At 55.5% G+C, this 13,483-nt stretch carries 10 protein-coding genes; 4 read left to right on the top strand and 6 right to left on the bottom strand.

Going from position 1 to position 13,483, the window contains the following annotated elements; translation table 11 throughout:
* From AABZ39_07900 to AABZ39_07885, 4 genes are all read right to left on the bottom strand, one after another.
* Positions 1 to 648: helix-turn-helix domain-containing protein (locus AABZ39_07900; GenBank protein ID MEK6794683.1), on the bottom strand; the 648-nt coding region annotated here is incomplete at its 3' end.
* Between the two features lie 192 nt (positions 649 to 840).
* Positions 841 to 2,637 (bottom strand): apolipoprotein N-acyltransferase, encoded by a 1,797-nt coding sequence (gene lnt / locus AABZ39_07895; protein ID MEK6794682.1) that lies wholly within the window; start codon positions 2,635 to 2,637, stop codon positions 841 to 843.
* A 1-nt stretch (position 2,638) separates the two neighbouring features.
* Positions 2,639 to 3,127: a PTS sugar transporter subunit IIA gene (locus AABZ39_07890; GenBank protein MEK6794681.1), complete on the bottom strand. Its 489-nt coding sequence runs from the start codon at positions 3,125 to 3,127 to the stop codon at positions 2,639 to 2,641.
* Positions 3,128 to 3,172: 45 nt separating this feature from the next.
* On the bottom strand, positions 3,173 to 4,201 hold the full coding sequence (locus AABZ39_07885) for a uroporphyrinogen decarboxylase family protein (protein ID MEK6794680.1): 1,029 nt from the start codon (positions 4,199 to 4,201) through the stop codon (positions 3,173 to 3,175).
* Between the two features lie 128 nt (positions 4,202 to 4,329).
* Here AABZ39_07885 and AABZ39_07880 point away from each other — a divergent pair, with 128 nt between their 5' ends.
* Positions 4,330 to 5,250, top strand: a complete 921-nt coding sequence (locus AABZ39_07880) for an AraC family transcriptional regulator (protein MEK6794679.1) — start codon at positions 4,330 to 4,332, stop codon at positions 5,248 to 5,250.
* 62 nt (positions 5,251 to 5,312) lie between these two features.
* On the opposite strand, the gene AABZ39_07875 is transcribed toward AABZ39_07880, so the two are convergent.
* Positions 5,313 to 7,328 (bottom strand): extracellular solute-binding protein, encoded by a 2,016-nt coding sequence (locus AABZ39_07875; GenBank protein ID MEK6794678.1) that lies wholly within the window; start codon positions 7,326 to 7,328, stop codon positions 5,313 to 5,315.
* Positions 7,325 to 8,488 (bottom strand): hypothetical protein, encoded by a 1,164-nt coding sequence (locus AABZ39_07870; protein ID MEK6794677.1) that lies wholly within the window; start codon positions 8,486 to 8,488, stop codon positions 7,325 to 7,327. The genes AABZ39_07875 and AABZ39_07870 overlap by 4 nt, the downstream gene beginning before the upstream one ends.
* Before the next feature lie 99 nt (positions 8,489 to 8,587).
* Between AABZ39_07870 and AABZ39_07865 the strand changes: the two genes are divergently transcribed.
* The 3 genes from AABZ39_07865 (at position 8,588) to AABZ39_07855 (ending at position 13,479) form a co-directional block, all read left to right on the top strand.
* Complete coding sequence (locus tag AABZ39_07865; protein MEK6794676.1) at positions 8,588 to 9,463, top strand: helix-turn-helix domain-containing protein; 876 nt, start codon at positions 8,588 to 8,590, stop codon at positions 9,461 to 9,463.
* A 76-nt stretch (positions 9,464 to 9,539) separates the two neighbouring features.
* Positions 9,540 to 11,228 (top strand): AAA family ATPase, encoded by a 1,689-nt coding sequence (locus AABZ39_07860; protein MEK6794675.1) that lies wholly within the window; start codon positions 9,540 to 9,542, stop codon positions 11,226 to 11,228.
* Between the two features lie 169 nt (positions 11,229 to 11,397).
* Positions 11,398 to 13,479, top strand: coding sequence for a FecR family protein (locus AABZ39_07855; GenBank protein ID MEK6794674.1), 2,082 nt, complete (start codon positions 11,398 to 11,400; stop codon positions 13,477 to 13,479).
* Positions 13,480 to 13,483: the final 4 nt, after the last annotated feature.

The following is a 13,483-nucleotide window of genomic DNA, read 5'->3' as shown; positions in this document are numbered from 1 at the left end:
GGTGAACGTTATCGCTGCGGTAATGTTCTTTTCCGTATCGAAGACGGGGATGCCGATCTTGAACGTGGTCTTCGGCACGAGCGGCGGTGTCTCCGACCAGCCCCGAGTCCGTGCCCGTTCAACACAGGCCGTGAATGCATCCTCTTTTCCCCATGCATCGCGCCCCTTGAGATCGAACGGATGACGGCTCTTCAGTGCGCGCAGCCGCTCCTCAGGCGTGAATGCGAAGAAGAGTACCCCCGCAACCGTGGTATAGGGATTGAGCGTCATATCATCGCTTCTTACCAATTCGCCGGGTTTCCCCGGATTGAACATGAAGCGCGAGAAAATATCCGCGTCGCCGAGATCGGACACGACAATGCTCGCATCGGGGAAGCGCTTATGGAACGGTGCAAGTTCACGGAGGATGAGCGTTTCCCTGCCGCTCTTGCGCGAATCCTTGAGGAGCATGCCGGGGAGTGTACCGATATGGTAGCGGGCGGCGGCATCCTTGGCAAGCATTCCTTCGGCGACAAGCGTTTGCGCAAGATGATATGCGGTCGTCTTATTGAGCCCCGTGCGGGAGGCGAGATCGGCGAGCATGATGCCGTCAGCCGCAGCGACAAGGCGCGTTATAGCGAGCGCCCGGGTGATCGATTGTATTTTCATTTTATAATGTGTAATGATTGTTTTATAATATGATATACTATAATACCGGGGACGGCAGGAGTCAAGCAGGGGCAGGGGCAATGCCGTTGCGTTAAGGAAAAAGAAACACGCATAACGTAACATCATTGGGACGGGGGATAAGGGGTTATTATTTTGCCAAGTATGCGTGGGTTATGGAGCAGGTGTCTGTTTCTATTCCCTTACCCGCGCTTCAACTATCGTTCTGATCGTGTTCACTGCGATAAGGATGAACAGGACAAGCGCGATAAGCCCTGCGAACACATCGCCGATATGCGTGTATATCGTCATGCCGGTACGTACCGTGAAGTCGGCTATCATCTGCCCCGCCGTCCAGAGTGGGAATGTGCGTTTTATGCGCCCGTAGGCGTCTACATGGCCGGTAACGCCGCAATTGGTGGCACGCAGCATATCGCGGCGGTTCTCTATCGCGCGAAACACGGAAATGGCGAAATGCTGCCACTCAGAACTGTCGGAATACGACCAGGCGTCGTTGGATATATTAAAGAGCACCTGCGCACCGCGTCGCACGAATTCGCGTATACTGTCGCCGAATGCGTCTTCAAAACAGATAGATGCCGAAAAGCGGTATCCCTTCTTCGGATGGGTGAACACCGTCGCCTCATGCCACGGCGTCCAATTGCCGGCGCCCGCCTTCTCAAGCTGATCGTACATGAAACCGATGAGGAAACTGAACGGCGGTATGTTCTTGAGCGGACTGTCATAGAACGGATATGCCTCGCCGAACGGCACCATGCGGCGTTTGGCGTATCGCTCCACGATAGCGCCATTCGTCGAAAGCAGCAGCGCCCCGTTGTAGAAATCCATCTTATCGGAATTGGTCCTTCGCCGGGCGAGCGGCGTACCGAGCAGCCATTCGCATTTCGAAGCATTGACACCCTGATACAGGCGATACACATTGAGATAGGACGCATATCCATTCTCCGCGAACGCTTCCATTGTCTTGACGCCGTTCGGTGTGTTCTTGAATTTCTCGACTTCGGGAAGGAAATGCTCATAGTAATCGAGCGTGGCGGATTCGGAGAATACGATAAGTGACGGTTGAGCCCGCGCCGCTTCGACGGCGAGTTTCGCCAATCGCTCGGCCACCACCGTCCCGTTCTGCGCCTTCCCGTTCACCGCATCGTTGTTCTTTATCTTCTTCGTGTCCATGAAGAAGAAGCTGCCCTTCGCGGGCTCGGTCGTGTATCTCCCCGTCCATCGATAATTGAAATCGTAGTTCTCCTGGACCAAAGCGACACGTTCGGTACGGAGTGCTGCATCGCCCGAGGAGCGACCAAGCGTTACCGCGCCGTACGTGAACATGCCGGCAAGGAGTGCGATAAGCGCGGCGGCTTCGATGATGACGGGGCGCGCAGGCGTGCCCGCATCGAATTCACCCGCACGGAAGCGGATGATGACGTCCGCGATCACGCCGTTGCAGAAATAGAGCGCGAACGATATGCCGAACACGCCGGTTACATCGGCTATCTGAATGAACGGCAGGTTCATGAACTGCGAATAGCCGAGTATGCCCCAGGGGAAGCCGAGAAAACCGACCGTGCGCAGATACTCGAGCGTGGTGAACGATGCGGCGAAGATGAAGGCGCGCGCATACGGCATGCGTTTCCCGAAATAGGAAGCGATGACGGCGGTGAGTGCATAGTACATCCAGAGTATCGCGAGTATGATGATGAAACTGAGGATGGCCACCCAGAGCGGCGTTTCCTTCAGCATATAGGAAGCCACCCAGAAGAGGAGTATCCCGAAAAATGTTACGGCAAAAACGGCGAAGCCGAGCAGTATCTTTTTCAATGACGATGTGTACACGATGATCGCCATTGGTATGACGGAGGCGTACGCTATCCAGAAGATGTTCTTCATGGGGAAAGCGAGCGATGTGGCGATACCGGTGATGAACGCGGCGATGACTATTTCACGTGTCGATAAACGGATCGTCCCATTATCCATGCTAGAGGCGCATCCCGCCCTTCTTGAGGAGCTCTATCGCACGTTTTTTGAATTCCTTTTCCGTGCGCGATTCGAGTATCATGACGACATACATGGTAAGATGCGACAGATCGGCGAAGAGCGACAGATGCTCCACATAGCGCGAATCCGCACCGCGCGGCGTAAGAAAGAGTATGATGAGATGCGCCGGTTTTTTATCGACGGAATCGAACGCGACGCCGTTCTTCGATGTGCCGAAAATGAGCACTTCTTTTTTAAGGTTTTCAAGATCGGTATGCGGGAACGCGACGCCGTAGCCTAGGCCGCTTGAAATGGAGCGCTCGTTCGAGAATACCTCATCCGCCGTAGCGGTCGGATCGACGGCGAGCCCCTGCGAGGCAGCTTTTGAGATGAGTTCATGTATCGTTGCGCGCTTATCCGTCGACGCGATATCGAGGAAGACGTAGCTGTTCTTGATGGATGCTACAAGACTTTTAAGGGCTTGTTCCATGCCGATATACTACCACAGCCGGTGAAAAAGACAATGTCGATCTTGTTACCCCTCTGCACAGGCATGCGCGGCGACGCCCTGTGTATCCCATGTTTCGAACACCGCGCGAACGTTCTCAGGCCGCGCGCCGGGGCCGAATTCGCATTGCGCGATGACGCCGCCGTTCGATGAGAGATCGTTGCGCACGCTCCGTACCGCATCACGCACGGCGTTCACATCGGGCGAGGGGAGTATATGCTGGCGGTCAATCTCGCCCCAGAACGTTATCTTCCCTTTGTACGCGGCGAGTCTGTCCACGCCCATGCAGAAGATCTGGGAATTGATCGCGTCAAGGCCCGCATCGATGAGATCGGGATAGATGTCGAGTATAAAACCGTCGGAATGCATGAACGCTTTCTTCCCTTTGCTGTGTGCGAGATCGATGTAGTCCTTATACAGCGGCAGGAACAGTTCCCGCCACATCGCAGGCGCGATGAGAAGCGAGTTCTGTGCGCCCCAGTCATCCATGAACGTGATGCCGTCCACGGCGGTGTCCGTCCACAGATCGAGCTCTTTCATGTAGAACGAATGGACGATGTCGATGAGCGACCGCACCTGCTCCGGCGATTCATAGAGATCGATGTACAGGTTCTCGCTCCCGCGGAGGAACTGTATGCGCTCGAATGGCCGCGGGCAGCAGGCGGCATTGATGAATTTGTCCGAAGCCCTGCATGAGCTGTCGGCAAGATCTTTATCGAATGAGAGCATCTCTTCCGGCGCGCGTACTTTTTCAAGATCGTCCCATGTCCGCAGCAGCGGCATTTTCACTTCCCCGTGCACGCCGTTCTGCACGTTCTCGAAGACGCATCCCCACTCGTCGCGATAGGTGCCGATGCGGTACATATCCCCCTCGCGTGACGGCTGCCGTGCGTAGCGTACACCCGGCCCGCCGATATCGGACGGGAAGTCGCGGACGAGCGCATCCACTGCGTCATTATGATGTATCTTCGCCCAGGGCGATATCCACAGGTGACGAGGTGTCCGATCGGGGCTGTCGAATTCCAGCGAGGCATAGACCAGTTCTCGTGATGTCATATCATCGCTCCTTGTCGTATTATGGATAATATATACCAGGATGGGAACGCGCGGGTATATTTTCTTTACTTTTTACGGTGTGATTTTTACCCGACACGTGATATAGTACGGGGATGGACAGGTATTTTGTGGAATTCCCGCGAGTCGACTTTCCCCGACTCACCCATTTCGGATATATTGAAACGCCCGGGGAAATGCATGCACAGCCGCATTACCATTATGGGTACGAAGTGGTATGTTTCTCTCAAGGCGGCGGAACAGTATCCATTGCCGACGATATTCGCCCGTTCACGGTGAACGAAGACGATGTGCTTGTAACGACGCCGGAATTCCTCCACCGATTCGATTACACGCCGGTAAAAGGGCGTGCCTCCTACTATTGGCTCGGTTTTCAGACCGGAACTTCGGTAGCCCGGGCGATCAGTTCGAGCATTTCGCCGCCGTCCGTATATACATCGAAACCATCCGATGCCTCTTATATAGAAGAAACGGCTGTCGGCATTGACGGTATCGCGGACGGGGTGCGTATCAATCGTTATGCATTGATAGACCGCATGCCGGAAGCGGCCGTCGTGTTCGATAGCATACGCGATGAACTTGTCCATACGCGTACGTATGCGCGTGAGATGATACATCTGAAAGCGGTCGAGCTTTTCACGCTGATATACCGCCGCCTTGCGGGTGAACAGCCCGCGCGCGATGATGCCATGTCGCTCCTTGCCGCGTACATGAAAAAGAATTATGCACGCGCGATAACACTTGCCGAGCTTGGCGAGGTGTCTGCGCTCAATGCGTCGTATGTGAGCCGGCGCTTTAAGGAAGTGTTCGGCGTTTCGCCGATAGCGTATCTCACCGAAAGACGGATAGCCGCCGCAAAGCGCATGCTCGTTCTCGGGAAGACCGCCGCAGAAACAGCACGGCTTTCGGGTTTCACAGATGTTCATTATTTTCGAGCGGTGTTCAAGTCCGTTGTCGGCATGACGCCGATCGAGTATGCGCGGTCGAAGAGCACATTCCCCGTCAAAACGCATTCTTCCGGCCGAAAATAGTATACGCAACTTTTCCACCGAAAAAAATGCCGCTATCGTTCGGGATCTCGGGTCGGCGCGGTTCAGCGAATATCGTGACGCTCACGCGCAGTGCGTGAATATTCGTATGCAGCGGGTATCGATGCATGATCTCCCCGTTCCGCTTTTTCCATGAGCGCGCGCTCGTAACTCACGTTCATCTCGCGGGCGATCGGCCGGGCCACGGCGAATCGGTATTTCGCCCATTGCTCCGTCTCTTTCCGGGTGCCCTGTGAGACGATGCCCTTAATGCGGAGAATGGACGCAAGCTTTTCATCGGTAATGAGCGCTCGCCTCCAATTCTTGTTCATCGTCAGGTAATCCTGATACCCCCGCGAAAGATAGAACGGTATGAAATCGTCGCAGAACTTCTCGTAGGATATCTGCCCCACCCAGAACAAAGCGTACATCTGCTGCCATTTTATGGTGGCTTCCCCGCCGATCTGAAAATTCATCGCGGGTACAACGCCGTCGACGTGGGGGTGAAAGCCCTTGAGAAGTCCCACATCGGGAATGCTGCCGACGATGTTCGGATTCCATCCGATGATCGCGTTGAGCCTGATGTTGTTTTCTTTCGCCGCCATGAAGAGGAGAAAGTCGATAGCGACACGCCGCCGCTCCGGATCGGCCTCGGGTGTCGCACAGGCGAAACGGAAGCTCGATACGGGGTCTTCGTATGCAGGGCCCTCGAAATAGCGGTACAGTTCCGGGCTGTCCTTCCCGGGATAGGGAAAGTCGATGATGCCCACCTCGAAACCGTTGTCCGCCGCCTGACGTTCAAGCATGCCCGCATCGAACGTTCCTGTCGGTATGAAGAGCGAACGCTGCTGCACGAAGAACATGACCGCGTCATCGCGGTTGAGCCCCGAGAACCCCGGCGTGGAATACCGGCAATAGTTGGAAACGATATCGAATTTCGCGCGGTAGGGTCCGTAGTTCATGTCGATCTTCTTCCCTTTTATCCCTGCGAATTCTTCGACGACGCTTACTGTGCAGTCATGATCAAAGTCGATATGTTCGCGCGCCTTTGTCGTAATGACGTTGAACATGCTCCCTTCGATCATCTGCATATGGTACCGGGAATTGGCTATCGGGGTCAGCGCCATGAGCTTCTGTTCAATTCCCGATATCGCCGCCGCATGTTCGTTCATTTTCGTACGAAGTTGAGCTATCCGCGCTTCGCCGCCGCTTTTTTCCGGCGCCGCCAGCTCGCGTGTGAGCGCATCGATGGCATTGCTGTGGGTGCCGATCTCCCGTTTCGCTTTGGTATCGTAGAATTTATTCTTCTCGACGATCTTGCAGATATCGATGAATTCCTTAAAGGTGGCGGGGGGTACATCCGAACCCGTATAGCGCTTGAGCATGGATTTGTTGTAGAACATGCGCACGATGTGGAGCGTAAGCCCTATCGCCATGTATTCCTGCATCTCGGGGATGTAGCAGTTGCGAAGACCGTCTTTCATCGTATCGCGCAGCGCGACATGTTCGAATTCGTTCCCCTTGTTGTACGGATTGGGCGACATCACATATTCGGTGAGCGGCGTGAAATAGCGCATGTAATAGGAAACAAGAAGGGGATACGCCACCATGCCGTCGCGCATGAGGTCCGCCGGCGTTCCGCCGACCATCTGAGTGGTGAACCATTGGGGGTAGGTCGTCTCGGGGATTGCTTCCTGTACGACACGCACGTTCGGGTGAAGCTTTCGATATTCGGCCCCCATGAAGTTCAATCCGTCGCGGGCTCCCGGTTCAAGGCTCCAATGCGCGACCCGTACGGTTATTTTTTTTGATGCTGCGCCGCGCGGGACCTTGATGCGCATGCCGGGTGACGGCTGATTTTTCTGATCGATATCAGGATAGTTGACGTCCACGATCTTATCGGCCGTGGTATTGTACAGTGCGGCTATCGATAGGAGCGTATCGCCGGCCTTCACCGTATAGACGTCCTCCGACGGTTCGCTATTGTTGAGAAAGACGATGAACGCCGACGCGACGAACGCTATGCCGATGACGATTATCCCCATATATCCGCGAACGAATGCGAGTGCTTTGTTTATCATTTTTCGATCATCCTTGTGTTATAGTCCTGTATTGCGCGGAGCTTATACGCATTTACGTTCGTTCCCGTGATGTGCCGGCCGATGTCCAGCTGCTGATTCGGATGATCGTACACCCAGATGGCCGACAACGGCACCCCGGCGTTTTCAATGGCGGTCATCACTTCTATAAACGAATCCTTCTCTTTTTCCTGCGATAGCTTTCTGTCCGAATTAAACTCGAGCACGAAGAGCGGCTTGCCGATTTTGGCGGACGCTCTCATTGCCTCGTGAACGATCTCGCTGAACGAGGCCGGCTTCGCTTTATCGAAGTACGGTGTCGTTATCGAATCGGGATAAATATGAACGCTTACTACCGGGTATGGATCAGGGTTGTCGCGCGCAAGTATCTCATGGAATTGTTCAATCGTATCCGTTGTCCAGGTGTTTTCTCTTGTGTTGTGCCACGCACCGTTTCGTGGAAGCGCATTGCCGGTAATAACGATATGCGTTGTATCGATTCTGCGTACCGCGTCCGCAAATTCCCTGAATGTGGAAAGCATGACGGGCGAAGTCATAATGTCCATTTCCGTGCGCTTGGGAACACCGTATCGTTCTATCGCCTTGCTCGCGGCGATCTGATCGCGGGCATTGGGTTTGTCCACCATGAGCGAGAACTCGTTGCCGAATTCCCATCCCCATATCGATCTCGAATTCCTGTATCGCGATACGACATCGCTGACGTAGTCCTTCATGAAGCGCACCGTTTTCGATCCCCCGTTGCCCCAGGCGGTATGCGGCTCATCGAACAGTTCCGGCACTGTTTCTATCCTCCAGAACAATGACGGGATAAGACCGATGTCGTACTGCTCCGCGGCCTTTACGAAATCATCGAATTTCTGAAAATAGAGGTCTTTATTCGTCTGATAGAGTGCCCATTCTGTCGGCCAGAAGCCGCATGCGGCGAAACGCACGAAGGGGATGTGATGCCGTGCAAGTGCAGCAAATCCGTCGCGATACGATGTATCGATGCTTTCATTCGTGACGGTGCGCCGAAATCCGCTGAAATAGTTTATTCCCATGGCGCGATACGGCCGGCCATCCTTGAGGAGCAGACCATTCGATACCGAGAGGCTGCCAAATGCCGTTCCGGAGATAAGGAGCAGTGCGGATAGGAGTCTCATAGAACCCTCCGGAAATGACTATATCATACAATGACGATTATAGGCAAGTATCGAATCGCGTACCTTGACTTTCCTGCCAATAAGTAGCATCATCTTGCCATGGCGCCTGGCACGGTCATCAATCTGTACGACCGCCTCCGCACGCGGGACCTTCCCGTCAGTGCCGTACATGCGGTATCATCGCGGGACTACCCTGCTCATGCTCACGATTATGCCGAATTGATAATCGTGACCGGCGGATGCGCGCTTCATCGTGTCGGGGACGCTGCAGAGCCGCTCACGCGCGGATCGGTGTGTCTCATCGGCACGTTCGTACACTCGTTGTCCCGGGTGAAAGGATATGCGCGGTACAATATCGCTTTTTCCAGGGAAATGCTGGCGTCCCTCGGCGGGGATGTCTGGGGCATTCCCGGCTTTCACTCGTTCTTTCTGACGGGGATCACGGCGCCACGCGTTCTCACCGAGAAACAGTTAGCGGCGGCGGATATCGTCGCGTCGCGTCTAGTCCAGGAATGCAGAAGTTCCGTGCCCGGGGCGCAGACCCTCGCCCGAGCGGCATTTTCGGAACTCGTCGTAGTGCTGTCGCGTTCCTTCACCGCATCGGTGAAACATGCCGGGCGGGATGCATACGCCGAGATATCGCGCATCGCATGGCATCTCGAAACGAATTACCGCATGCCGATAACCCTGTCAGCGCTCGTCGACAGGTCGACACTGTCGCTTCGGCATCTGATGCGCATGTTCAGAACGCTCTACGGCGTCAGCCCCATCGAATATGTGCTTATACTGAGAATTCGCCATGCCGCGTCGCTCTTGCGTATCGCAGCGAAACGCATCACCGATGTCGCATTCGAGTCCGGGTTTTCCGACAGCAACTATTTTTCACGGCAGTTCAAACGGGCAATGGGGTGCACCCCGCGGGAATATCGTGCACAGTCGATAGAACACGATCGAGGACGGCATTCAAAAATATAATGGATTTTCCCCTCCATTGGCCGATAATCTAAGCGGGCGCTCTTCGCCCACACAGCACACGATAAGGCGGCATTTCATGGGCGAAACCGACCGTTCCGCGGCATTTGAGCGCTATTTCAGCGATATCACCCAGACAGTAGCGGCGCTCGAACGCCTGGCCGAACACTACCGCAGCACGCGTGCCGGGAAACGAGAGAGCGATCTTCTCATCGACGACGTTCTCCCCCCTGCCGATGTCACCGCGCTCATGGGCGATGTCGAGGAGCGTGCCGCGAAACTTAGGACCTACGCATCGTACGGCTTTAACATCGATAAACTCATCGCCAAGTACGACCTCAACCTCAAGGAGCAGTTCATACTTTTCAGCATGATCGTGCGTTCGCTTTATGAGGACGGCACGGCGGTGGCGCTCAAACGCATCCTTGAGCTTGCGAGCGTTCGCGGCGAGCTCTACGTGACGAATTATCAATACCTTGCCCCGACGGCGCCGCTCATCGCCAACGGCATACTCGCCGTTACGCGCGATGCGGCGAACCCCGAGGCGCTCCCGGATTTTCTGCGCTCGCAGGTGAGCTTTGCGGACAGCAGAACGCTTTTTGTGCTCCTTGAGCAGGCGCCGTGGAATTACCTCGAACGCGCGGCGGAGACGGAATGCCGGAAGCGCTCGGAGCGGAAATTCGAATCGATAATCGAACGGATAACGCCCAAGGAGATAGTCGCTGAGCTCAACCGTTCTGTCGTCGGGCAGACGCGCGCGAAACGCGTGCTCGCCGTGCAGGCGTATCTGCATTATCTCCGCGTGAAGAAGAGCGACGCGGTCCCGCTGCGATCGAACATCATGATGATAGGCCCCACCGGTGTCGGCAAGACGTTCCTTGCGAAAAAGCTCGCCGAAATACTCGCCATACCGTTCACCCGTGCGGATGTCACCACGCTCACCGAGACCGGTTATGTCGGGGACGATGTCGAGATCGTGCTCTATGATCTTGTCCGCGAAGCGGGGGGCGATCAGGCGCTCGCGGAAAAGGGCATCGTGTTCCTCGATGAAGTGGATAAGATCGCGAAAGCGGAAACGCATCAGTCGACGACGGGCAACCCCTCCGACAAGGCCGTGCAGGAAGCGCTCCTTTCCATGCTCAACGGCGAACGCATACGCGTCCCGGAAACGGGCGACCGCCGCACGATGCACTCGGGCGAAGGCCTTCTCATGAACACGCACAATATCCTGTTCATCTTCGGCGGCGCCTTCGTCGGTCTCGATAAGATAATCGCCGACCGCATGAAGGGTGATACCACGCTCGGGTTCAATGCATCGCTCACGCGGAATTCCGAGGAGCGCGATACGCTTCTCAAACAGGTGGATATGAAGGACCTTGAGAAATTCGGCATGATACCGGAATTCCTCGGACGCATTCCCATCGTCGTACCGCTCACCAAGCTCACGAAGTCGGAGATGGAATCGATACTCACCACGAGCCCGGATTCCCCGCTCATCAAATACGCCGAGTTCTTCCGCGCCATGGGCAAGCGCCTTGTCATCAGCGGCGACGCGGTGGCTTCCATTGTCGATCGGGCTATCGCCATGGACACCGGGGCGCGCGCGCTGAAAAGCGTCGTCGAGAACATCATGGTGAACGTTCTTTACCATTATGAGGACATTACCGGCGGATCGCTCAAGATAACGAAGCGTCTGGTCGCTCAAGCGCTCGATGAGGACATGACCGCTGTGCCAGCGGGTGCGGTAGAAACGAAAAAGATGGCATAGACATCCTCACCATTGATTGACAATTCCTCAACATCCGCTGTATAATGCGCTCAGGCGGAGTGCTTTGTACGATAGCAGCGATAATTGCACCTATAGTACACTCCCCTTGTTATACCAGACATACCGGAGCAACGGAGCCGGTACGGCGAAAGCCGTTAAGGAGAACACCATGAAACACATACTCATCCTCATGGCATCGATCGTTACGCTGGCATATGCCAAGGACGGCGTAAAGGCCCAGGCGAGCGTTGTCGGCGGCGATGTCCGCTATTATGAAGCGCGCGAATCGAAATCGCAGCCGCTTACTGAGAGGACGGAACTTTCAGCGGGGAGCCGCATCGTCACCGGGCGCGACGGGAGCGCCGAGTTGACGCTCTCCGACGGGAGCCTCTTACGTATCGGTCCGAATACGAAGATAGACTTAAAGACGCTCGCGTTCTCCGCCGGTGAACGGCGCGTGAGCACCAAGGTATCGGCGGGGAAACTGTTCGCATCGATAAAGAAGATGACGCAATCGACGTTCGATGAAGTGATATTCGAGACGCCGACCGCAGTGGCGGCCGTGCGCGGCACGGAGTTCGGCATGAAGGTCAATGACGACGGGAGTTCATCGCTCTTCGTCAAGAACGGCTCCATGCTCTTCGGCGATCAGATGGTCGCCGACGGCATGATAGCGCAGGCAGCAAGCGACGGGACCGTTACACCGCCCCGGACTGCTACCGCCGAGGAATCGAAGGATATGACGACGGTGACCGATGCGACGTCCGCGCCAAAGGGAACCGCGACCGACGGCGGGTCTGCGACGCCTCCGTCCGACGGGGGAAGTGCACCGAAGAAGGACGACGGCGATCCGCTCAAATTCAATATGGGCCTCGGTATCGATTCTGTCTCGATCAACGGCGAGAACTGGACGCGCATCCATGCGCTCCCGGAATTGAACGTATGGAAGTTCGGCATTGCCCTCGATGTCGAAGTGTTCATAAGCCCCAGCGGCAGTCTTTCGGCAAAGGGGTGGGATTTTTCATCCACGCAGGCGGCAGTGGACACGCTGCTCCGGAAATTCTACTACATTCGCTTCAATAAGAAAGAGAACGTCGTTCAGGGTAATGAGCTTTTTTTTGGCAAATTCGGCACGCTCACCGGGGTGACGATAGGCGAAGGCCTTATCATGAACAATTATGCGAACACGCTCGGCTATCCGATCGACAAGCAGCTCGGGCTTGAGATCGCGCTCGGCAATATCGGACCGATGAAGTTCGGCATGGAAGGGATGGTGAACAATGTCGCGGACATCGCCGGCGGCGGACCGATAGTCGGGACACGCCTTTTCTTCTCGCCCCTCGCGCCGACAAAGGCGCCGCTCTTTGACCGGATGCAGATAGGGCTTACATTCGTCGGTGATATCAATCAGTATGCTTCGAAATCGCTTAAGGACGGGTTCACGGTCACCACGAACATCACCGGTCCGGCGTATGTGGATTTCACGAACACGTATCATCTCACGAATAATCCGGTATTGTCCGTGACGACGACGCTCGCTGTCGACGCAGGCATCAGCGATTTCTTCGGTATTGCCGGCGCCGATCTTATCATACCGATCGGGGATAATCTTAAGATCTACGGTCAGTATGCGGCCAATCTCGATACGCGCCAGAGTGCGGACGGCAATGAAGCGCAGGGCTGGGGATTATCGGCCCCGGGCATGCATCTCTTCTTTAAGCCGTTCTTCAGCATGCGGCTCGAGTATCGCCTCTTCAACGGCTATTTCCGCGGGCAGTACTTCGATTATCAGTACGACTATCGCCGTGCGAATTTCGGCCCCGGCGGTGTCGTCGTGACCGCGGATTCGCTTCTTTCACCGCAGAACGTCAACGGCGTGTACGGGACCGTCACCGTCGGATTGTATCTCATCGACGTCATTGTCTCGTACGAGCATCTCTTTTCGAGCGGCAGTCTCAACGATATCAACTTCGAGGCGCGCGCCGTGCTCAATAAGGACCTCCTCAAAGGGATACCGGTCATTAAGGATTACCTCGGCGAGGCGAACGCGTACTACATCAAGCGGCACATCCTCAATTACCAGTCGTTCTTCACTGCCACCGCGAACGTGATAGCCGGGGCGAAGCTCGGCATTAAGCTCGGCGGCAATACGATGTTCGTCTATGAGCTTCAGCTCACCTATCGCTACAACGAGGCCGGTCTCCTGATACCGGATTCCAAGATGAATATCGGCGCCATGACGGTGTTCTAGGGGG

The organism is Spirochaetota bacterium, from assembly GCA_038043445.1.
In the GTDB taxonomy this organism is placed as follows: domain Bacteria; phylum Spirochaetota; class Brachyspiria; order Brachyspirales; family JACRPF01; genus JBBTBY01.
This window is presented reverse-complemented; position numbering and strand designations above follow the sequence as displayed.

Excerpts from the sequence above, each read along its gene's own strand:
- AABZ39_07875 (MEK6794678.1), bottom strand. The coding sequence starts at position 7,328 with ATGATAAACAAAGCACTCGCATTCGTTCGCGGATATATGGGGATAATC.
- AABZ39_07885 (MEK6794680.1), bottom strand. The coding sequence starts at position 4,201 with ATGACATCACGAGAACTGGTCTATGCCTCGCTGGAATTCGACAGCCCC.
- AABZ39_07860 (MEK6794675.1), top strand. The coding sequence starts at position 9,540 with ATGGGCGAAACCGACCGTTCCGCGGCATTTGAGCGCTATTTCAGCGAT.
- AABZ39_07890 (MEK6794681.1), bottom strand. The coding sequence starts at position 3,127 with ATGGAACAAGCCCTTAAAAGTCTTGTAGCATCCATCAAGAACAGCTAC.
- lnt (MEK6794682.1), bottom strand. The coding sequence starts at position 2,637 with ATGGATAATGGGACGATCCGTTTATCGACACGTGAAATAGTCATCGCC.
- AABZ39_07865 (MEK6794676.1), top strand. The coding sequence starts at position 8,588 with ATGGCGCCTGGCACGGTCATCAATCTGTACGACCGCCTCCGCACGCGG.
- AABZ39_07870 (MEK6794677.1), bottom strand. The coding sequence starts at position 8,488 with ATGAGACTCCTATCCGCACTGCTCCTTATCTCCGGAACGGCATTTGGC.
- AABZ39_07855 (MEK6794674.1), top strand. The coding sequence starts at position 11,398 with ATGAAACACATACTCATCCTCATGGCATCGATCGTTACGCTGGCATAT.